General features: G+C 64.2%; 17 protein-coding genes. 12 read left to right on the forward strand and 5 right to left on the reverse strand.

What is annotated here, in order from left to right; all coding sequences use genetic code 11:
• Positions 1–9 precede the first annotated feature (9 nt).
• The 5 genes from AC3WOG_RS22615 to AC3WOG_RS22635 are packed head-to-tail and all read left to right on the forward strand — an operon-like array spanning position 10 to position 8211.
• On the forward strand, positions 10–3237 hold the full coding sequence (locus tag AC3WOG_RS22615) for an efflux RND transporter permease subunit (protein WP_492580172.1): 3228 nt from the start codon (positions 10–12) through the stop codon (positions 3235–3237).
• Between the two features lies 1 nt (position 3238).
• Positions 3239–4729, forward strand: coding sequence for an efflux transporter outer membrane subunit (locus AC3WOG_RS22620; RefSeq protein ID WP_492580173.1), 1491 nt, complete (start codon positions 3239–3241; stop codon positions 4727–4729).
• Positions 4726–6015 carry a paraquat-inducible protein A gene (locus tag AC3WOG_RS22625; RefSeq protein ID WP_492580174.1) on the forward strand — a complete coding sequence of 430 codons (1290 nt, stop codon included), beginning with the start codon at positions 4726–4728 and terminating at the stop codon, positions 6013–6015. The genes AC3WOG_RS22620 and AC3WOG_RS22625 overlap by 4 nt, the downstream gene beginning before the upstream one ends.
• Positions 6008–7627 (forward strand): PqiB family protein, encoded by a 1620-nt coding sequence (locus AC3WOG_RS22630; RefSeq protein WP_492580175.1) that lies wholly within the window; start codon positions 6008–6010, stop codon positions 7625–7627. The genes AC3WOG_RS22625 and AC3WOG_RS22630 overlap by 8 nt, the downstream gene beginning before the upstream one ends.
• A complete protein-coding gene (locus AC3WOG_RS22635) occupies positions 7627–8211 on the forward strand; it encodes a PqiC family protein (RefSeq protein WP_492580176.1) in 585 nt (194 codons plus the stop codon). Before AC3WOG_RS22630 ends, AC3WOG_RS22635 begins: the two co-directional genes overlap by 1 nt.
• Before the next feature lie 54 nt (positions 8212–8265).
• Here the strand turns inward: AC3WOG_RS22635 and AC3WOG_RS22640 are convergent, their stop codons facing one another.
• Together AC3WOG_RS22640 and AC3WOG_RS22645 are read right to left on the reverse strand one after the other, a co-directional pair.
• The gene (locus AC3WOG_RS22640) at positions 8266–8898 is read right to left on the reverse strand and encodes a Vgb family protein (protein ID WP_492580177.1); all 633 of its coding nucleotides are present in this window, start codon (positions 8896–8898) and stop codon (positions 8266–8268) included.
• A gap of 45 nt (positions 8899–8943) precedes the next feature.
• The gene (locus tag AC3WOG_RS22645) at positions 8944–10164 is read right to left on the reverse strand and encodes a helix-turn-helix domain-containing protein (protein WP_492580178.1); all 1221 of its coding nucleotides are present in this window, start codon (positions 10162–10164) and stop codon (positions 8944–8946) included.
• A 133-nt stretch (positions 10165–10297) separates the two neighbouring features.
• On the opposite strand from AC3WOG_RS22645, the gene AC3WOG_RS22650 reads away from it, so the two are divergent.
• Both AC3WOG_RS22650 and AC3WOG_RS22655 read left to right on the forward strand, forming a co-directional pair.
• Positions 10298–11065, forward strand: a complete 768-nt coding sequence (locus AC3WOG_RS22650) for a DUF899 domain-containing protein (protein WP_492582410.1) — start codon at positions 10298–10300, stop codon at positions 11063–11065.
• Between the two features lie 8 nt (positions 11066–11073).
• A complete protein-coding gene (locus AC3WOG_RS22655) occupies positions 11074–11898 on the forward strand; it encodes a DUF2182 domain-containing protein (protein WP_492580179.1) in 825 nt (274 codons plus the stop codon).
• Positions 11899–12053: 155 nt separating this feature from the next.
• On the opposite strand, the gene AC3WOG_RS22660 is transcribed toward AC3WOG_RS22655, so the two are convergent.
• The 3 genes from AC3WOG_RS22660 to pdhA are packed head-to-tail and all read right to left on the reverse strand — an operon-like array spanning position 12054 to position 15235.
• Positions 12054–13169: a dihydrolipoamide acetyltransferase family protein gene (locus AC3WOG_RS22660; RefSeq protein WP_492580180.1), complete on the reverse strand. Its 1116-nt coding sequence runs from the start codon at positions 13167–13169 to the stop codon at positions 12054–12056.
• 4 nt (positions 13170–13173) lie between these two features.
• Positions 13174–14154 (reverse strand): alpha-ketoacid dehydrogenase subunit beta, encoded by a 981-nt coding sequence (locus AC3WOG_RS22665; RefSeq protein ID WP_492580181.1) that lies wholly within the window; start codon positions 14152–14154, stop codon positions 13174–13176.
• Positions 14147–15235, reverse strand: coding sequence for a pyruvate dehydrogenase (acetyl-transferring) E1 component subunit alpha (gene pdhA / locus AC3WOG_RS22670; RefSeq protein ID WP_492580182.1), 1089 nt, complete (start codon positions 15233–15235; stop codon positions 14147–14149). The genes AC3WOG_RS22665 and pdhA overlap by 8 nt, the downstream gene beginning before the upstream one ends.
• A gap of 348 nt (positions 15236–15583) precedes the next feature.
• Here pdhA and AC3WOG_RS22675 point away from each other — a divergent pair, with 348 nt between their 5' ends.
• The 5 genes from AC3WOG_RS22675 to AC3WOG_RS22695 all read left to right on the forward strand — a co-directional run bounded on the left by AC3WOG_RS22675 (position 15584) and on the right by AC3WOG_RS22695 (position 19867).
• Positions 15584–16186: a DUF1326 domain-containing protein gene (locus tag AC3WOG_RS22675; protein WP_492580183.1), complete on the forward strand. Its 603-nt coding sequence runs from the start codon at positions 15584–15586 to the stop codon at positions 16184–16186.
• Entirely contained in the window at positions 16183–16998 is an 816-nt protein-coding gene (locus AC3WOG_RS22680) for a DUF2182 domain-containing protein (protein ID WP_492580184.1), read from the forward strand. Before AC3WOG_RS22675 ends, AC3WOG_RS22680 begins: the two co-directional genes overlap by 4 nt.
• Positions 16991–17878 carry a DMT family transporter gene (locus AC3WOG_RS22685; protein WP_492580185.1) on the forward strand — a complete coding sequence of 296 codons (888 nt, stop codon included), beginning with the start codon at positions 16991–16993 and terminating at the stop codon, positions 17876–17878. The genes AC3WOG_RS22680 and AC3WOG_RS22685 overlap by 8 nt, the downstream gene beginning before the upstream one ends.
• Before the next feature lie 79 nt (positions 17879–17957).
• The gene (locus AC3WOG_RS22690; RefSeq protein ID WP_492580186.1) at positions 17958–18440 is read left to right on the forward strand and encodes a cupin domain-containing protein; all 483 of its coding nucleotides are present in this window, start codon (positions 17958–17960) and stop codon (positions 18438–18440) included.
• Between the two features lie 263 nt (positions 18441–18703).
• Complete coding sequence (locus AC3WOG_RS22695; protein ID WP_492580187.1) at positions 18704–19867, forward strand: patatin-like phospholipase family protein; 1164 nt, start codon at positions 18704–18706, stop codon at positions 19865–19867.
• The last annotated feature ends 77 nt before the right edge of the window (positions 19868–19944 follow it).

Below are 19944 nucleotides of genomic sequence, written 5' to 3' on the forward strand. Positions count from 1 at the left end.
GCCAGCGACATGAATCTCTCTCACTTCTGCATCGAGCGCCCGATCTTCGCGTCGGTGATCTCGATTGTCATCACGCTCGGCGGTGCCGTGGCGATGTTCAATCTGCCGATCGCGCAGTACCCGGACGTCACGCCGCCGCAGATCACGATCTCCGCCAACTACCCGGGGGCGAGCGCCGACGTGGTGGCCAACAACGTGGCCGCGCCGATCGAGCAGCAGGTGAACGGCGCGGACAACATGATCTACATGAACTCGTCGAGTTCGTCGACCGGCAACCTGACCGTCAACGCGTACTTTCAGATCGGCACCAACCCGGAGCTCGCGCAGGTCGACGTGCAGAATCGCGTGAATCTGGCGCTGCCGCAACTGCCATCATCGGTGCAGTCGCAAGGCATTCAGGTGCAGAAGAAATCGTCGGCGTTCATGATGGTGATCGCGATCTTTTCACCGACCGACCGCTACGACGCCACCTACATCGCCAACTACGCGAACATCTACGTACTCGATGCGCTCAAGCGCATTCCGGGCGCCAACCAGTCGAGCATCTTCGGCACGCCCGACTACGCGATGCGGATCTGGCTGAAGCCGGATCGGATGGCGCAACTGGGCATTACGGCGGGCGACGTGCAACGGGCGGTGGCCAACCAGAACCAGCAATTTGCCGTCGGCCGCCTCGGCCAGTCGCCGACCGGCGCGCCAGTCGAGCAGTCGTTCGCGGTCACGACCACCGGCCGTCTGAGCGAGCCTGCCGAGTTCGACAACATCATCATTCGCGCGGCGAACGGCAACGCGGCGATCGTGCGGCTCAAGGACATCGGCCGCGCTGCGCTCGGTCAGAAGGACTATTCGATTCGCAGCAAGTTTCAGGGCAAGCCGGCCACCGTCATCGCGGTCTATCAGCAACCTGGCGCCAACGCGCTCGATGTGTCGAAGCAGGTTCACGCGACGCTCACCGAGATGAAGAAGAGCTTTCCGGAGGGCCTTGATTACAGCATCGCGATGGACACGACCGACTTCACCCGCGCGTCGATCACGGATGTCGTCCACACGTTCTTCGAAGCCCTTGTGCTGGTCGTGATTGTCGTGTTCGTGTTCCTGCAAAGCCTGCGCGCGACGCTGATTCCGGTGCTGGCGGTGCCGGTGTCGATCCTCGGCACCTTCATGGGGATGCTCGCGCTCGGCTTCTCGATCAACATGCTGACGCTGTTCGGCATGGTGCTGGCAATCGGCATTGTGGTGGACGACGCGATCGTCGTGATCGAGAACGTCGAGCGGAACATGACGGTGCACAAGCTGAGCCCGAAAGATGCCGCCAAGCGGGCGATGGACGAAGTCGCGGGCCCGGTCGTCGCGATCGTGCTCGTGCTGTGCGCGGTGTTCGTACCGGTGGCGTTTCTCGGTGGCATCACCGGCCAGTTGTACAAGCAGTTTGCAATCACGATCGCGATCTCGGTGATTTTCTCGGGCGTGGTCGCATTGACACTCTCGCCGGCGCTGGCCGCGTTGCTGCTCAAGCCGGGCCACCACGAAAAACGCGGTTTCTTCAAATGGTTCGACACCCGCTTTGAAAGGATGACGAACAGCTATACGAACGTCGTCAAACTGGTCATCAAGCGCTTCGTGGTCGCGCTACTGCTGTTTGGCGGGATGATCGCGCTGGCGGTCGTCATGATGCGCACGATTCCCACGTCATTCCTGCCGCCCGAAGACCAGGGCTATCTGCTCGGCGCGGTCATCATGCCGGACGCTGCGAGCCTCGACCGCACCGGCGAAGTCTCGCAGCATGTCACCGACTACTTCATGAAGCAGCCGGCGGTGAGCAGCGTGACGGTGATCGACGGCTTCAGTCTGCTCGACAGCCAGAACAAGAACAACGCGGGCGCGTTTTTCATCGGCTTCAAGGGTTTCGACGAACGCTACAAGTTCGCCAACATCAAGACGCAGAACGCACGGGCCGTGCTGATCGGCGCGTACGAGAACCTCTCGAAAGTGAAGGAGGGGATCATCCTGCCGGTCAATCCGCCGTCGATTCCGGGGCTCGGTACGACGGGCGGCACCGAGATGTGGATTCAGAGCAAGGGCGACGCGACCATTGCGCAGCTCGCGGGGGTGGTGCAGGACTTCCTGGAAAAGGCGAAAAAGCGGCCCGAACTGGCGCGCGTGACCTCCACCTTCAATGCGTCCGCGCAGCAGTTGCTGGTCGATGTGGATCGCGACAAGTCGGAAACGCTCGGCGTGCCGATCGAAGAGGTGTATAGCGCGATGCAGACGATGTTCGGCTCGCTGTACGTGTCGCAGTTCAACCGGTCGAGCCGGCTGTGGCAGGTCATTCTGCAAGCCGAGCCGTCATACCGGCTCACGCCGCAGGATCTCAACCAGCTCTATGTGCGCAGCAAGACGAACAACATGGTGCCGCTCAAGGCCGTGGTGACGTCGAAGTACGTCACCGGCCCCGACCTCATCACGCGCTTCAACAACTTTCCGGCGGTCAAGATCACCGCCAACGGCGCGCCGGGCTATAGCTCCGGGCAGGTCATCTCGACGCTCGAGGACGTGGCCGACGAGGTCATGCCGCCGGGCTATGGCGTCGGCTGGAGCGGGGAGGCTTTCGAGGCCCGGCAGTCGGGCAGCACATCGGGCCTGGTGTTCGTGTTCGGCCTTGTGATGGTGTTCCTGATTCTCGCGGCGCAATACGAGAAATGGAGCTTGCCATTTGGCGTGTTGATGGCCGTGCCGTTCGCGCTGTTCGGCGCGCTGCTGGCGATCCTGCTGCGCGGCCTCGAGAACGACGTGTACTTCCAGATCGGCCTGACGATGCTGGTCGCGCTCGCCGCCAAGAACGCGATCCTGATTTTCGAGTTCGCGGTGCTGAACCGCGCAGCGGGCGAGTCGGTATACGACGCCGCTGTCACGGCGGCGACCGAACGGTTGCGGCCGATCGTGATGACGTCGCTCGCTTTCATCCTCGGCTGCGTGCCGCTTGCCATTGCGTTGGGGGCGTCGGCCAACAGCCGGCATTCGATCGGCACAGGTGTGATTGGCGGGATGCTCGGCGCGACGGTGATCGCGGTGTTCTTCATCCCGATGTTCTTCTACGTGCTCGAGTCGATGTCGGAAAAGAGCGGCGGCAAGAAGACCCCCGGGGCGAGCGGTGGAGTCGAGGGGCAAGGGCCCGGTACGCCATCTGGTTCCGGCGGCCCGGCGATAACGCCGTCCGCACGGCGTGAGGACGACTGACATGCGTGGCCGAGCGTCCCTGCTGCGTCTGATGCCTGCATTGCCCTTAGTGCTGGCGCTGGGCGGCTGTCTGCTCGGCCCCGACTACGTGCGGCCGAACGTGGCGACACCCGCAACGTTTCGCTTCGAAACCAGCGAAGCGGCCGACGTCGCCAATACGCGCTGGTGGGAGCAATTTCAGGATCCGGTGTTGAACGATCTGATTTTGGCCGCGCTTGCGGACAACAAGGATGTGAAGATCGCTGCCGCTCGCGTCGACCAGTTCCTCGGACAGTTCGTCACCACCCGCTCGGCACTCGTTCCGCAGCTCAGCGCCGGCTTCGACGCCTCTCGCCAGCGTGCTTCGCAGGCCGGCCCCACACCGTTGCCGCCCGGCGTCGGGCCGGTGTTCAACGAATTTCAGGCGCCGTTAATGGTCGCGTGGGAAATCGACCTGTTCGGCCGGGTACGGCGCGAGACCGAATCGGCGCGCGCGAGCCTGCTGGCGAGCGAGGAGGGCCGCCGCGCGACGATCCTGTCGCTGGTCGCTTCAGTTGCCACCGCGTACATCAATCTGCGCGATCTCGATGCGCAACTGACGATCGCCAAGGCGACGACAGACAGCCGCGCGGGCTCGGTGAAAGTCTTCCAGGCACGTTTTTCAGGCGGCGACGTCTCGCAGATGGAGCTCGCACAAAGCCAGTCGGAATACGAGGCGTCGCTCGCGACGATTCCGCAGATCGAGACGCAGATTGCCCAGCAGGAGGACGCCCTCTCGGTCCTGCTCGGCCGCAATCCCGGCCCGATCCTGCGTGGCCGCGAACTGACCGAACTGGCGGTGCCCGCCGTACCCGCGGGTCTGCCGTCCGACCTGCTCGAGCGCCGCCCCGATCTGCTGCAGGCCGAGCAAAACCTGATCGCCGCCAACGCATTGATCGGCGCCGCGCGCGCGCTGTACTTTCCGTCAATTTCGCTGACCGGACTGTTTGGATCGGTCAGCGGGCAGTTCTCGAAACTGTTCACCAGTCCCGCTCGCGTCTGGTCGTATGCCGGCTCGCTGACGGTGCCGATCTTTACCGCGGGCAGTATCAGCGGTCAGGTGAAGCAGGCGGAAGCGCAGCAGCAACAGGCGCTGTTCCAGTATCAGCAGTCGATCCAGGTGGCGTTCCAGGAAGTCGACGATGCGCTGATCGCCCTGCAAAAGTCACGCGAGCAGCTGGTCGTGCAAGGGCGTCAGGTGGATGCGTTGCGCACCTACTCACGGCTCGCGCGGCTGCGTTACGAAGGGGGCTACACGAGTTACATCGAGGTGCTGGACGCCGAGCGCAGTCTCTTCAACGCGCAACTTGGCTATACGCAAACCAATGGTGTGGTGTTCAACTCGCTGATTGGTCTCTACAAGGCAATGGGCGGCGGATGGGTTGTACAGGCCGAGGGCATGACAGGCCAGGTGATGCAACAGGGCGCTGCGGTGCGTGGAAAGAATGAAGCCGCGACGGAGCAGCCGCAATGACAACCCCAGCGACCACGCCAGCGACAAGCGGGCGTCTCATCGCGTGCCACGAATGCGATCTGCTGCAACGCGAAACGGCGTTGCCGCGTGACGGCGTGCTGCGCTGCTGCCGCTGCCGCGCTGAACTGTATCGCACGCATCCGGACAGCATCGACCGGGCGTTGGCTTTTACGCTCGCATCGGGCGTGCTGTTCGTGATCAGCAACATGTATCCGATTGTCGGCCTGGCGGTCAACGGCGACCTTGTGGAAACGACTTTACTGGGTGCCGTTCGCATTCTGTACAACGATGGCATGTGGCCGCTTGCGGGACTGGTGTTCGCGACGACGTTCCTGATGCCGCTGCTGCAAATGGCGACGATGACGTATCTGCTGGTGCCGCTGTGGCTTCACCGGCGGCCGTACCGGGCCGACATTGTGTTTCACATGATGCATCTGGCGCGGCCTTGGGGAATGACCGAGGTCCTGATCCTCGGCATGCTGGTTGCGCTCGTCAAACTGGCACATATTGCGAGCGTCGTACCGGGCGTCGCGTTATGGTCGTTCGGCGCGCTGATGTTGCTGCTGGCGGCGGCCAATGCGGCATTCGATGCGCGCGCGCTCTGGCAGCGAATGGGCGAGCGCCACGGTTCTGCTGCCGATCTGCACGAGGCCGCAGCTTCATCCGCACCCACGGCAATGCGTTGCGGTCTGCTGAGTTGCCATAGCTGCGGGCTGCTGGTCCACTCGAACCCCCATCTGCACGACGCCAACTGTCCGCGCTGCGGCGCGCATCTTCACGCGCGCAAACCCGAGAGTTTCGCGCGAACCTGGGCGTTCCTGATTGCCGCGATCGTGCTGTACATCCCCGCCAACGTGTTGCCGGTGATGAACACCAGTTCGCTGTTCGGCTCGGAGAAAGACACGATTCTGAGCGGCGTCGTCTATCTGTGGACCTCGGGGGCATGGCCGCTCGCCGCTGTGGTGTTTATCGCGAGCATCGCTGTGCCGATGCTCAAGATCATCGCGCTCGTGTACCTCGTGATTTCCGCGCAATGGCGCTCGACCACGCTGTTGCAGCAACGAACCCGCATCTACCGGCTGGTGGAACTCGTCGGCCGCTGGTCGATGCTCGATATCTACGTCATCACCATTCTCGTTGCGCTCGTGCAGTTCAATGCGCTCGCGACGATCCAGGCTGGGCCGGCCGCCGTTGCGTTTGGCGCGGTGGTCGTGCTGACGATGTTCGCGGCCATGTCGTTCGACCCGCGTCTGACCTGGGACGCGACGGAGGCCCATCATGGCTAACCCTCCCGACCGGCCGGAGCCCCCCGATCTCCCCGAAGCGGTGGCCACGCCCCGCTCGCGCTGGCGCATGCAGATCGTCTGGCTGGTGCCGATCATTGCGGTGCTGATCGGCGGCTGGCTGGCCGTGAAGGCCGTCCTCGAGCAAGGGCCGACGGTCACCATCAGCTTCGCGACCGGCGAAGGTCTCGAAGCCGGCAAGACCAAGATCAAGTTCAAGAACGTGGACGTCGGCGTGGTCAGGAGCGTGACCTTGTCGAGGGACCACCGCAGCGTCGTCGCGACCGCTGAGCTTGTCAAGGACGCCTCGAACATGCTGGTCGACGATACGCGCTTCTGGGTCGTGCGCCCGCGCATTTCCGGAGGCACGGTATCGGGCATCGGCACGCTGCTGTCCGGTTCGTTCATCGGCATGGACCTGGGCGCCTCGACGAAGTCGCGGCGGGACTATGTCGGACTCGAGACGCCGCCGGTTTTCGCCAGCGGCGTACCGGGGCGGGAGTTCGTGCTGAAGAGCGAGGATATGGGCTCGCTCGATGTCGGCTCTCCCGTCTTCTTCAGACGCCTGCAGGTCGGACAGATCACCGCGTATTCGCTCGACGCGGACGGCAAGGGCGTCACGCTGCGGGTCTTCATCAACGCGCCTTATGACAAGTACGTGCAGAGCGATACGCGGTTCTGGCACGCAAGCGGCGTCGACGTGTCGCTGAGTACCGATGGCGTCAAGGTCAACACGCAATCGGTGGTCGCGATCCTGATCGGCGGCCTTGCGTTCCAGACGCCGGATGAGACGGCCGATCAGCCCGAGGCTGCCGTTCGTACCGAATTTATGCTGTTCCACGATCGTACGGAGGCGATGAAGCGTCACGATCGCATTGTCGATAGCTACGTATTCAATTTTAACGACTCGGTGCGGGGGTTGACGGTCGGTGCGCCGGTCGATTTCCGCGGCATCGTGGTGGGCGAGGTGGCAGCGATCTACACGCGCTTCGATCCAGCCAACAAGCTGTTCAGCATTCCGGTCGAGGTGCGTCTTTATCCGGAGCGCTTCACGTCGCGTTACAAGTCGGGTGTGACCGGAGGCAGGCTCGCATCGGATCCCCACCAGATGGCGGAATGGCTGGTCGAGCACGGCTTGCGCGCGCAGCTGCGAACCGGCAACCTGTTGACCGGACAGCTGTATGTCGCGCTCGACTTTTTCCCTGCCGCGCCCAAAGCCGAGGTTAACTGGAACGCGACGCCGCCGGAAATTCCGACCGTGCCTGGCGGACTGCAATCGCTACAGGATTCGGTCACCAGTCTGGTCGCCAAGCTGAACAAGATCCCGTTCGAAGGGATCGGCAAAGACGCACAAAAGACGCTGGCGGATGCGGATACGCTACTCAAGCAGTTGCGCACGGAGGTGATGCCGCAGGCCCGGGACACGCTCGCCGCCGCGCAGACGGCGCTGGACTCGGCGAACGGCGCGTTGCAGCCGAACTCGCAGTTGCAGCAGGGCACCACCGATGCGATGCGTGAACTCGCGCGCACTGCGGCGGCGTTCCGCACGCTGGCGGATTACCTCGAACGTCATCCTGAGGCGCTCATCCGCGGCAAACAGGGGGATAACAAGTGATGCGCCTATCCTTACCCTTCGCAATTGCGCTGACTGTCGCTACGCTGGCCGGTTGTGCCTCGCCAAAGGCTACCTTCTACACACTGAGCCCGCAAGCGCCAGGCGAAAGGACAGCGCCTGCTATGCCGGTCACTGTCCTGATCGGTTCGGTCACCGTGCCCGAACTCGTCGACCGGCCGCAGATCGTGGTGCGCGCCAGCGCCAATCAGGTGACGATCGATGAATTCGCCCGCTGGGCAGACTCATTGAAGAGCCAGATCCCGCGTGTGATTGCCGCTGATCTCGCACAGGAACTGAACAGCCCGCGCGTGTCTGCATTCCCGATGGCCGGCGATCAGGCCGCGGTTTATCGTGTGCAGATCGACGTCCAGCGCTTTGACGCCACGCTCGGCGACGCGGTCACGGTCGATGCGTTGTGGTCGGTGTCGCCGCCCGGCAAACGTGCGCCGCTCAGCGGTCGCAACACCGTGCGCGAGCCCTGTGCCGGCGCCGGCTACGATGCGGTGGTGGCTGCCTACAGCCAGGCCTTCGCCACAATCAGCCGCGATATCTCCACATCGATTCGCTCGGCGGCATCGCCATGAATTGCGGCTTATTTGCCGGCTACTCGCTCGCAGAGTCGCCGGGGTCCCGGAGCCTCACTTGGGCCGGCGCACGGCTCTCAGCTTCCCGCTGCTTCCGCCGCCGCAGAAGAACTGATCGCTGTCATCGGCTTCGAGCCCCGATACGCCCACTCCCGGCGGCATTTCGAGCGCCTCCCGGACCTCCCCGGTTCGAGGATCGATTCGCCTCAATTCGCTCTCGTCACCCTCCCAGGTGCCGTGCCAGAGCTCTCCGTCGCTCCAGGTGACCCCGGTGACGAAGCGGTTGGACTCGATGGTGCGAAGAATCGCCCCTGTTTGCGGATCGATTTGATAGATCTTTCGATCCCGGTACTGCCCGACCCAGAGCGTCCCTTCGGCCCACGCGAGCCCCGAGTCGCCACCGCCGCCGGGCGCCGGAATCGTGGCAAGCACACGGCCAGTCTCAGGATCGATCTTCTGGATGCGATCCTCGGCGATCTGAAACAGGTGCTGGCCGTCGAAGGCCGTTCCCGCATGCGCGGCGACATCGATCGAGCGCAGCGTCTTCCCGCTCGCAGGATCGAGGGCGTTCAGCTTGTTTCCGGTAGCAAACCAGACTTGCTGGCCGTCATAGGTGACGCCATGCACGTGGTCGACACCCGGAAAGGGTCCATATTCACGGACGATTTCAGCCGTTGATCGTTTCATGGTTTCATCCTGGTTATCCGGTATTGGACGATTCATGCTCCCATCCTAATCACTTGGCAGTGGAGCGGGGAGTAACAAGGTCGTCGTGAATCCCGGCACGGGCGGGGTCATCCAGCGACGCGCCCGCCCGCGACCAAACGACTGCACCTTGCCTGCTTCCGCCAGCGAGTCGAGTGCCCGCTGCACGGTGCGCTGGCTGGCGCCAAGCGCAAGCGCCAGGCCCGAGCTCGACCACGACTCACCGTCGGCGAGGAAGGCGAGCACCGCCGCATGATCCCCTTCGACTGGCCGCGCCAGCACGACGACCTCGTGCGCGCGGCGCGGCACCAGCGCGAATCCTCGCTTCGTCGCGCTCACGCCGGCCAGCGTCCGAAGCATCGTGCGAAGCCGCCCGACTTCGACTCGCAACCGGGCGCGATGCGATTCATCGGCGTGCTTCGCCCGGAATGCCAGCGCGATGAGCGTGTCCCTCGGCACGTCCTCCGGCCACGCTTCGCCCAGCGCGCGTGCGAGCGTGAACAACACCGGACGCGTGGCGAGCGAGACCACCGTGCCTGCGTCACGCACGACATGACGGCATGCGTCCACGACGAGCGCCCTCGACGTCAGTAAGGCTTCGACCTCTTCGAGCAGGAGAAACCGCTCCTCGCCAGATGCGATCAGGCGCGCCGCGGGCGTGTTCAGGATGAGGGATGCGCTTTCGACCTCCGCCGTCAGCGCGGGGATACCTGCGTGGCGCGCCGCGCGCTCGGCCCGGGCGAGCGCGGGACGCGCAGTCCTGGTCCGCAGGCGGCGCATCGCAATCCCTGCAACGACCAGCTCGTGGGCGGCCCTCAACGCGGGTGGTAAAGGCGCGGGGGCGAGCTCGGCGAGCGCATGCTCGGCCTCGTCGAGGCGCCCGATCAGGAGCAGGCGCCGGACCTGGAGATATCGGGCATGCGCGGCGTTCACGCGGTCGCCGTGCGCGTCGAGCGTCGCCCGCGCTGCGTCGAGCGCCTTCTCAGGCCAACTCAGGTCGCGCGAGACGAGCGCGATCTCGGCCTCGGCGACCACACACCTCGCGCGGGCCACCGCCTCTTTCGGGCCGAAGGCGCGCGCCGCGCTTCGCACGAGGGCCTTTGCCCGAACGAAATCGCCGAGCTGCGCCATGGCGATGCCGCGAAGCGCGAGCGCGGGCGCGTCGTCGCGCAAGGCGACCCGGTTCAGCGCGCCGAGCGGGTCCCCTGCCGCGAGCGCACGCGCCGCGGCCGTGATCAGCGAGTCCATGGTCTATTTAAATCCCGCCACACTTGTCACTCCCACCGTTCGATGCCCGGTACTAATCTAGCACGACCACCAACCAGTACGTCGTATCGACAACCGAACGAACGACGAAGGACACCTAACGGAGGAAAGCATGATGACGACACACATGACCGGCTCACGCGAAGCGTGGCTGGCAGCGCGGCTCGAGCTGCTCGAGGCGGAGAAGGCGCTGACGCGGCAGAGCGACGAGCTGGTTCGGCAGCGGCAGGCGCTGCCTTGGGTTCGAATCGACAAGACGTACCGATTCGAAACCGATGAAGGAAGCGCCTCGCTGGCCGACCTCTTCAAAGGACGCTCGCAGCTTCTCGTCTACCACTTCATGTTCGGGCCCGACTACAAGGCGGGGTGCCCGTCGTGCTCGGCGATCGCGGACGGGTTCGACAGGATTGTCGTGCACCTGGCGAACCATGACGTCACGCTTTCGGCGGTATCGCGGGCGCCGCTTGCGAAGCTGCAAGCGTACAAACGTCGGATGGGGTGGACGTTTCCCTGGGCGTCCTCGTACGGCAGCGACTTCAATTTCGACTTCAACATCGCGTTCACGGAGGCGCAACAGCGCGAAGGGAGCATCGAATACAACTACGAGCGCGGCGGCCACGCGATGGATGCGACGACCCAGGTCCCGGAGCCGGTCGCCCGGTTCGCGGCCACCTGCGGAACCGACGTGGCGACGTACACGCGCGATAGGCCGGGCTTGAGCACGTTCGTACTCGAGGACGGCGTCGTCTACCACGCGTATTCCACCTATGCGCGCGGCGTGGACGGCATCTGGGGCATGTACCAGTGGCTCGACCGCGCGCCCAGGGGGCGCAACGAGACAGGCGTCTGGTGGAAGCGTCACGACGAGTACGACAAAGGTTGAACCGGGTCATGGGTGACGTTAGCGCAACCAAGGGACGGGAGATCTCGCCAAGTGGGGTTTCCCAGCGGACCTTCTTCGGCGTCTCGGCGCTGCTCTTCGCTGCTAGCACAGCGATGACGGTCGTCTGGAGCGCGTCCATGTCGGCGATGGGCGGGATGCCGATGCCCGGCGGCTGGACGATGTCGATGGCGTGGATGCGGATGTGCGGGCAGACGTGGCCCGGCGTCGCGGCGTCGTTCCTCGGCATGTGGATCGCGATGATGGCGGCGATGATGCTGCCATCTCTCACGCCCATGCTGTCGCGCTATCGCCGGGCCGTCGGCAGGACCGGCGAGACGCGCCTGGGTCGGCTGACCGTGCTGGTGGCCGCGGGGTACTTCGTCGTGTGGACCGCGTTCGGCATGGTCGCCTTCGCGCTGGGCGCCGCGCTGGCTGCGCTCGAGATGCAGGTCCCGGCGCTGGCGCGCGCCGTACCGATCGCTGTGGGTGTGGTCGTCCTGATCGGCGGCGCGCTCCAGTTCACCGCGTGGAAGGCGCATCACCTTGCCTGCTGCCAGGCGGCACCGGGGCGCGGCCGTACGTTGCCGGCGGACGCAGGCACGGCCTGGCGACACGGCTTGCGCCTCGGCGTCCACTGCAGTTACTGCTGTGCCGGCCTGACGGTGATTTTGCTCGTCATAGGGGTCATGGATCTGCGTGCGATGGCGCTCGTCACGACAGCGGTCACTGTCGAACGTCTCGCACCAGCCGGTGAGCGCGTCGCGCGAGCTATCGGCGCCGTCGTCGTCGGGGCAGGGGTGTTCATGATCGCGCGAGCGGTCGGGCTCGGATGACTCGTCGCGCATGGTGCGCCTGAACTTCGCCTGGCGCGCGAGCGTGGGATTATCCGCGTCGACCTGCGAGCGCAAACCCGGAAGCCTGTGTCTGATCGATTGCTTGCGGGGTACCTTTTGACACGATGCGCAAGCATCCGGACAGACGAGCACGGCTACTGCGCCATCTGCAGATCCGCAATGGTGGCGGCAAGAAAACGCGCCGCCTCACCGCCCGTAACCACACGATGATCGAACGTCAGACTCAGCGGCAAGATCCGATGCACGGCGGGAACGCCGGCTGCCGCCACGACCTGCTCGTGAATGCGGCCTGCGCCGAGAATCGCGACAGTCGGTGGCACCACCACGGGAGCCGCATATTTACCGGCGATCATGCCGAAGTTCGACAGCGTGATCGTATTGCCGCGCAGTTCTTCCGGGGGAATCTTGCGTGCCCGGATGTCGGCACGCATCCGGTCGAGCCCGCCGCGCAGATCCGCCGGGTCGCGCAGCGCAACGTTGCGTAACACCGGCACGAAGAGGCCATCCGGCAAATCGACGGCGATGCCAAGATCGATCTTCTGCAGCACGTGGCGCCGTCCCGTATGTCCGTCGAACCATGCGTTGAGCTCCGGTTCGGCGCGGCATCCCGCCACCAGCGCGCGGATCAGGCGGATCGTGACATCGGTATGTGGCGGCCACGCATGAATGTCGGCATCGTCGATGACGGTCGCCGCCGCCACTTCGCTTTGCGCGCGCGCCATGTTCTGCGCCATCGCGCGCCGCACGCCGCGCAGCACTTCGGGCGGCCCGAGCTCGGCAAGGACCTTCGCGACGCGCTGCACGTCGGCCGCCGTGATGACACCCTCGGGACCCGATGGCGTGACCATCGCCAGATCGACATCCAGCTTGCGCGCGAGCGCCCGCGCCGCCGGGATCGCCTTGATCACGCCGGCACCCGTGCCCATGCCGCCGCCGGACGCCGCCGGCGCTTCCTGCACGACATGCTGGCCGACCTCCATATGGCCGACCACGGTGCCGGCATCGGCTTCGTCGTCCGCGCCTTCGAAGGCGACGAGCGGTGCGCCCAGATGCACGATGTCGCCTGGCTGTCCGAACAGCTTTGCGATGCGGCCGGATTGAGGCGACGGAATCTCGACGATCGCTTTGGCCGTTTCGACCGACAACAGCGGTTGATCCACGCGAATCTCGTCGCCGCTCCTGACGTGCCACTCGACGATCTCCGCTTCCTGCAAGCCTTCGCCGAGATCGGGCAGTTTGAAGATTTTCATGGCCTTACGACGCCTCCAGAGCCTGCCTGACCGCCGCGACGATGCGCTCTGTGCACGGCATATATTGATTCTCGAGTCTGTACAGCGGCACCACCACGTCATATCCGGTGACGCGCTGCACCGGCGCGAGCAGCGAGTACAGTCCGCGCTCGGCGATGTTGGCGGCAATCTCCGCGCCCACCCCTCCGGTGCGCGAGCCTTCGTGCACGATCACACAGCGGCCGGTTTTCGCGACCGACGCGAGAATGGTGTTGATGTCGAGCGGTTTGAGCGTCGCCACGTCGATCACCTCGGCTGTCACGCCTTCCTGCGCGAGCAGATCGGCCGCGGCCTGCACGTCCTGCACCGCGCCGCCCCAACTCACCAGGGTGACGTCGGACCCATCGCGCAGCATGAAGCAACTGTCGAGCGGCAGGGCTTCGCCGTTGTCCTCCACCGGTTGCCTGAAGAGCCGGTACAGTCGCGTCGGTTCGAAGAAGATCACCGGGTCCGGATCGCGGATCGCCGCGAGCAGCAAGCCGTACGCGCGTGCCGGCGAGGACGGCGTCACGACACGCAATCCGGGGATGTGGGTGAACAACGCTTCAGGGCTTTCGGAATGATGCTCCGGTGCGTGAATCCCTGCGCCGCACGGCGCACGGATCACGAGCGGGCAACTGAGCCGTCCACGTGTTCGATGTCGCAGACGCGACGCATGATTCAGTATGTGATCGATGGCCGGATAGATGAACCCGCTGAACTGCATCTCCGCGACCGGTTTCAGGCCCATCGCCGCCATGCCGATCGCCGTGCCGGCAATCGCCGTTTCGGCCAACGGCGTATCGATCACCCGCTGCGCGCCGAATCGAGCCTGCAACCCGACCGTCGCGCGAAACACGCCGCCGTTCACGCCGATGTCCTCGCCGAGCAGCACGACGGCCGGGTCGTGGGTCAGTTCGTAGGCGAGCGCCTGATTGAGCGCCTCGACCATGTTGAGCTCAGCCATGGCGATTCCCCGTAGCCGGCGCGAAACGCTGTGCCATTGCCTGTTGCTCGCGCATCGCCGGCGGCAAGGTCTCGTACAGGTGATCGAACATGGCGGAGGTGTCCGGCGGCGGTATCGCCAGATACGCATCGACGGCCTGCTCGACCTGCGCAAGACACGCGCGGCCGAGTTGCTCGTCCTGCGCCTTGTTCCAGACGTTCATGTGCATCAGGTACGTGCGCAACCGCAGCAGCGGTTCATATTCCCATTGCTTGCTGAGGACCTCGGCGTCGCGATAGCGCGTCGCGTCATCGGCTGTCGTGTGATCGCCAAGCCGATAGCTGAGCGCTTCGATCAACGTCGGGCCCTCGCCGCGACGCGCCTTGGCGAGTGCCGCGTGGACCACATGATGCACCGCGATCACGTCGTTGCCGTCGACCTGCAGCCCGTCGATTCCTGCGGCGATCGCTTTTTGCGCGAGCGTTTGCGCGGCGCTTTGGCGGCTGCGCGGCACCGAAATCGCCCACTGGTTGTTGTTGACCACGAGCACAAGCGGCGCCTGCCAGACGCCGGCCATGTTCATCGCCTCGTAGAAGTCGCCTTTGGACGTGCCGCCGTCGCCGAAGATCGTTACCGCGACGCGCGGCTCGTGACGCAGCAGGAACGCGTACGCCGCGCCGGCGGCATGGCACACCTGCGTGCCGATCGGCACACAGTTCGGGAAATCGTGGCGGGGCACGCTGAAGTCGCTGCCGCGCTCGTCGCCGCCCCAATAGAGCAGACTTTCCGTCATCGTGACGCCGCGCAGCAATTGCGCGGCGTGATCGCGATAGGAAGGAAACAGCACGTCGTCGGACTGCATCGCGCTGGCGACGCCGACGCCAATCGCCTCCTGCCCGACCGACGACGCGAAGGTGCCGAGCTTGCCGGTGCGTTGCAGGGCAACCGCCTTCGTGTCGAACGCCCGCGTCAGCATCATCGCGCGATAGAGCGGAAGCAGCGCCGTCGGGTCCCGCGCAAACGCAGGCAACGGCTGAACCGGCTCGCCGCCGGGGCCAAGATATTGCGTGTAGCCGATATGAAAACTGGCAGCCGTGCTCATGACCGACCTCCATGCTCATCTAGATATCGTATACGCGCCGGGGCCGGCACGCACGAGCGCTACCGCACGAACACTGCTGCGCTCACGCACTCGAACAGCAGCGCGTGCAAAAGGTCCCATTTTCGACCTCGGTGCGACGAAGACGCGGCCTATCGTCTGACATAAGGGACCCGCTTAGGCGTGTCCCGCTTGATAGATGGATTAGATTAGCTATGCTTCCAGATATGATTGTCCGGCTGAGGCCTACCGCACAGAGAAGCCATATTGTTTCTGGGAAAATGACGTGTGCACCGTCGCGGTGAACCGCGGCAATAAGTGGATGTGCGCGTGCCTTCAACGGAGGTCTGTATGAGCTATCACCTGGAAGGTCGTCTGCTAGAGGTTTGTAACTGCAATGTCCTATGCCCCTGCTGGATCGGCGAGGATCCTGACAATGGCACCTGCGACACCATTGTCGCGTGGCACGTAGACAAGGGAACGATCGAAGGTGTCGATGTGGGTGGCACCACCATCGCGGCTGTGGCTCATGTGCCCGGCAACATCCTGCAAGGCAACTGGACTGCCGCGATCTACATCGACGATCAGGCTTCCAAGGCGCAGGAAGAGGCACTGCTGAAGGTGTACACCGGGCAGGCCGGCGGACCCGTCGCCGAGCTCGCCAAGCTCATCGGCCAGGTCGTCTCGGTGGAGCGGGCGCCGATCCGCTTCACTGTCGTCGCAGGCAAGGGCGAACTCGAGATCGGCACGAACTACTACGCCGAACTCGAGCCCTATCTCGGCGCGACCGGCGGCCAGACCACCCTCTCCGACACTGTGTTCTCGACGGTACCGGGCGCGCCAGTGTTTGTCGGCAAGGCCCCGAGCTATCGATCCAAAAACGCCGCCCTCGGCATCGACCTCGACATCAAGAACCACAACGCCCTGCAGAGCACGTTCGTGTTTGACGCATGAGCCCGACGCCGGCCGCGCTGCCGCCCGGCGCCTCGCGCCACTATCACGTGTTCGTGCCGGTCCTGGCCGTGCTGATAGCGCTTGCGTGGTTGACGTTGTGGGCATGGGCGCGCAGCCCGTACGGACGCTATCTCGAGCACGGTGACTGGACAGCGTCAGGGCCGGCGGCGTTTCTGTGCCGTGCCGTTCCTGGCGGCGATGTGATCGTGCCCGTGGTGCTCTACGCCGCGGCATGGATACTCATGACTGCGGCCATGATGCTGCCCACCATCCTGCCGTTGTTCAACATCTTCGACCGGTTGACGGTCCAGCGCCCGGACCATGGGCGCCTCCTCATGCTGCTCGTCCTCGGCTACATGACGGTGTGGGGCGCCTTCGGGCTGCTGGCGCACGCACTTCACAGTGCAGTGCTGGCCCTGCTCGCCAGCGCGCCCACCTTGGCCTGGCATGGCTGGGTGATCGGCGCCGCGACCATTGCGTTGGCCGGCGCATTTCAGTTCAGCCGACTCAAGTACCAGTGCCTGGAGAAGTGCCGCACGCCATTGAGTTTCGTTATCGAGCACTGGCGTGGGCATGCGCAAGCGCGGCACGCGTTCGTGCTTGGCGTGCGGCACGGCCTGTTCTGCGTCGGATGCTGCTGGGCGCTGATGCTGTTGATGTTCGCGCTCGGCGCCGGCAGCCTCGGCTGGATGCTCCTGCTTGCGGCCGTGATGGCGATCGAAAAGAACGTTCCCTGGGGCCGGCGTGTCGGCAAGCCGCTCGGTGTGGTACTGCTGTCGTGGGCCGTCGTCCTGGTGGCGAGCCATGCATGAAGAGCGCAGCGGCTTGCCCACCTTTCAGACGATCGTCCTGACCGCGGCGGCGATGTTCGCCTTCGCGGGCAATTCACTGTTGTGCCGACTCGCCTTGCAGCAACGAGGCATCGATCCGGCCAGCTTTGCCAGCATCAGGCTGGTGTCCGGAGCGATCGCGCTCGCCGTCATCGTACGCTTCAGGTCGGAACGGTCCTCGCCCCGCCATGCCGACTGGCGCTCTGCGGCCATGCTGTTTGCGTACGTCGCGTTCTTTTCCTTCGCCTATCTAACCTTGCCTGCGGGCACGGGCGCATTGATTCTGTTCGGCGCGGTTCAATTGACGATGTTAGGCGGGGGCTTGCGCTCGGGCGAGATGTTCGGATCCATCGCATGGCTTGGTCTCGCTCTGGCTGTCGCGGGGCTTGTCTACCTGGTGTCGCCGGGTGTCGCCGCGCCTCCGCCACTCGGTGCTGCGTTGATGGCGATCGCCGGCGTGGCGTGGGGCGTGTACTCGCTGCGCGGTCGCGGCGTGGCCGATCCGTTAGCCGCCACGGCAGGCAACTTCGTACGGGCGGCGCCGCTCGCCCTCGTGCTGAGCCTGCTTTTCTTTGCTAACGCTTATGCGGACGCGGCCGGGGTCGTCCTGGCCATTGCCTCCGGTGCGCTCACGTCCGGCATCGGGTATGTCATCTGGTATGCCGCGCTGAGCAAGCTTTCCGCAATGCGAGCCGCCACTGTACAGTTGTCGGTGCCGCTGATTGCTGCATTTGGCGGCGTGGTGTTCCTGTCGGAAGCGATCACACCGCGCCTGGCTGCCGCCTCCGCGGCGATCCTTGGCGGCATTGCGATGGTGCTGTTCAGCAGATCGCAGCGGCCGCGCCCAAAGCGTGCATCGTGAACCTGGGTACAGGCTGCCGTTCTTTTTGTCCTTTCTGTAAGCCGCTATCATCGACGTTCGTCCTAAAGGAGAACAACCGATGAGCCGACCAGATTTCATCAAACACTGGACTGAACTGGAAGAACCGGAAGCACATTCCTATCGCGGCGATACCGAGCCAATGGCGCTAGACGCGCCGCTTTCCGCCGCGCTCGGCATTACGCGTATTGGCATTCATCATGTGAGGCTTCTGCCCGGCCGGCGGACGTCATATCCGCACGCCGAAAGTACCGAGCAGGAATTTGTGTACGTGCTCGAAGGCAAGCCCGATGTCTGGATCGACGGCGTGCTTCATCCCGTTGCTGAAGGCGATTCCGTCGCGTTTCCGGCAGGCACTGGAATCTGTCACACCTTCATCAACAATACGAAGGACGAAGTCAGGCTGATGGTGATCGGCGAACGTCCGCGCGACGACAACCGTATTCGTTACCCGCTCAACGAAGCGCACGAACTTACCCGCGCGGACCGCTGGGTGGACTGGCCCGCCAGACCGCTCGGGGACCATAACGGGATGCCGGACTGAGCAATCCTTCTGCGGGATCATCTCAATGAGGGCGATAAGCTTCGGGCGGACACCTCAGTGCCGTCGTATTACAACCTCGTGTCGTGCCGTTGCAAACGCAGTTGACGGCGCAACGCAGTTGCAATTCGTCAGAATGAACTTCGTCTCCATGCGAGGCGTTCGCAGATGGCTGCGCCTCTGATCACAAAATCGGCTTTCACGCCACGTCGATCCTACCCGTGGCAAAATCACCGGCACGGCAGCATTCGTCCGGGAGACCTACCATGGGCAACAAGACGCACGGCGAACGCGACGCTAATCCAGCCGGCCGGTCGGAGGCCGTAGCGGACATTCCCGGCCAGGTTGTCCTGGTCTTTCAGGGAGGCGGTGCCCTCGGAGCGTACCAGGCGGGTGTCTATCAGGCGATGCATGACGGCAAAGTCAAACCCGACTGGGTGATCGGCACATCGATCGGCGCGATAAACGGCGCGATCATCGCCGGCAATCCACCCGAGAACCGAATTGCGCGATTAACCCAGTTCTGGAACGGCGTGGCGCGTCGTGGCGTCGATGCGGCAAGCTGGTTGCCAGGACTCGCAAACTGGGCGCGCGACCTGGCGATCGTCACTCAAGGCGTGCCGTCATTCTTCACCCCACAGCTGGAGTCCTGGGCGAGTATTCAGGCGCGCGTTGGCTCGGACCGGGCGGCATTCTATTCGACGGGGCCACTGCGTGAAACCTTGTCTTCACTGGTCGATTTCGATTACCTGAATCGAAAGACGACGCGATTGACCGTTGGCACGGTCAACGTATGCAGCGGACGTATGCGGTATTTCACCAATCGCGACGCGCCGATGGACGTCGAACACGTGATGGCATCCGCCGCTTTTCCACCCGGCTTTCCTTCGGTGCGACTGGAAGGCGAATCATACTGGGACGGCGGCATCTACTCGAACACGCCACTCGAGGCCGTGCTCGATGACCGGCCGCGGCGCAGTTCGGTGATTTTTGCGGTGCAATTGTGGCCCTCAAGCGGTCCGGAGCCCGAATCTATCTTGCAGGTAATGAGCCGGCAGCGCGACATTCAGTATTCGAGTCGCGCGGAAAGCCACCTCGACCGACAGAAGCAGATTCATCGGCTGCGTCACGTGATTCGCGAACTCAGCCAATATATCCCCGAAGAGAAGCGCGATACGCCGGAGGTTCAGCAGCTCATGGGGTGGGGCTGTGGCACGACGATGCAGGTATTGGAACTCGATGCGCCGGCATTCAATAACGACGACTTGAACAAGGATATCGATTTTTCGTCGAATGGTATCGAGCAGCGCTGGGCCGCCGGTTATGAAGACACGACCCGCTTACTCGAGCGGGCGCCCTGGCGCGAAACACTGGACCCGATGGAGGGCATCTCGGTCTTTCGAAGTGCCCCCGTGGAAGGCCAGAGATAACTCGCGTCATCACGGCAATCAGACGCGGCAGTTCTGCTGGTTAAAAGGCTTATCGACGCGCCGCTATTCTTCCAGCG

It is taken from the genome of Paraburkholderia sp. FW306-02-B, from assembly GCF_058782725.1.

Bases quoted from the DNA above. Each gene is read 5' to 3' on its own strand.
- AC3WOG_RS22650 (WP_492582410.1), top strand. From the start codon at position 10,298: ATGACGACACACATGACCGGCTCACGCGAAGCGTGGCTGGCAGCGCGG.
- AC3WOG_RS22630 (WP_492580175.1), top strand. From the start codon at position 6,008: ATGGCTAACCCTCCCGACCGGCCGGAGCCCCCCGATCTCCCCGAAGCG.
- AC3WOG_RS22685 (WP_492580185.1), top strand. From the start codon at position 16,991: ATGCATGAAGAGCGCAGCGGCTTGCCCACCTTTCAGACGATCGTCCTG.
- AC3WOG_RS22695 (WP_492580187.1), top strand. From the start codon at position 18,704: ATGGGCAACAAGACGCACGGCGAACGCGACGCTAATCCAGCCGGCCGG.
- AC3WOG_RS22645 (WP_492580178.1), bottom strand. From the start codon at position 10,164: ATGGACTCGCTGATCACGGCCGCGGCGCGTGCGCTCGCGGCAGGGGAC.
- AC3WOG_RS22625 (WP_492580174.1), top strand. From the start codon at position 4,726: ATGACAACCCCAGCGACCACGCCAGCGACAAGCGGGCGTCTCATCGCG.
- AC3WOG_RS22655 (WP_492580179.1), top strand. From the start codon at position 11,074: ATGGGTGACGTTAGCGCAACCAAGGGACGGGAGATCTCGCCAAGTGGG.
- AC3WOG_RS22620 (WP_492580173.1), top strand. From the start codon at position 3,239: ATGCGTGGCCGAGCGTCCCTGCTGCGTCTGATGCCTGCATTGCCCTTA.
- pdhA (WP_492580182.1), bottom strand. From the start codon at position 15,235: ATGAGCACGGCTGCCAGTTTTCATATCGGCTACACGCAATATCTTGGC.
- AC3WOG_RS22680 (WP_492580184.1), top strand. From the start codon at position 16,183: ATGAGCCCGACGCCGGCCGCGCTGCCGCCCGGCGCCTCGCGCCACTAT.
- AC3WOG_RS22635 (WP_492580176.1), top strand. From the start codon at position 7,627: ATGCGCCTATCCTTACCCTTCGCAATTGCGCTGACTGTCGCTACGCTG.
- AC3WOG_RS22615 (WP_492580172.1), top strand. From the start codon at position 10: ATGAATCTCTCTCACTTCTGCATCGAGCGCCCGATCTTCGCGTCGGTG.
- AC3WOG_RS22640 (WP_492580177.1), bottom strand. From the start codon at position 8,898: ATGAAACGATCAACGGCTGAAATCGTCCGTGAATATGGACCCTTTCCG.
- AC3WOG_RS22690 (WP_492580186.1), top strand. From the start codon at position 17,958: ATGAGCCGACCAGATTTCATCAAACACTGGACTGAACTGGAAGAACCG.
- AC3WOG_RS22675 (WP_492580183.1), top strand. From the start codon at position 15,584: ATGAGCTATCACCTGGAAGGTCGTCTGCTAGAGGTTTGTAACTGCAAT.
- AC3WOG_RS22660 (WP_492580180.1), bottom strand. From the start codon at position 13,169: ATGAAAATCTTCAAACTGCCCGATCTCGGCGAAGGCTTGCAGGAAGCG.
- AC3WOG_RS22665 (WP_492580181.1), bottom strand. From the start codon at position 14,154: ATGGCTGAGCTCAACATGGTCGAGGCGCTCAATCAGGCGCTCGCCTAC.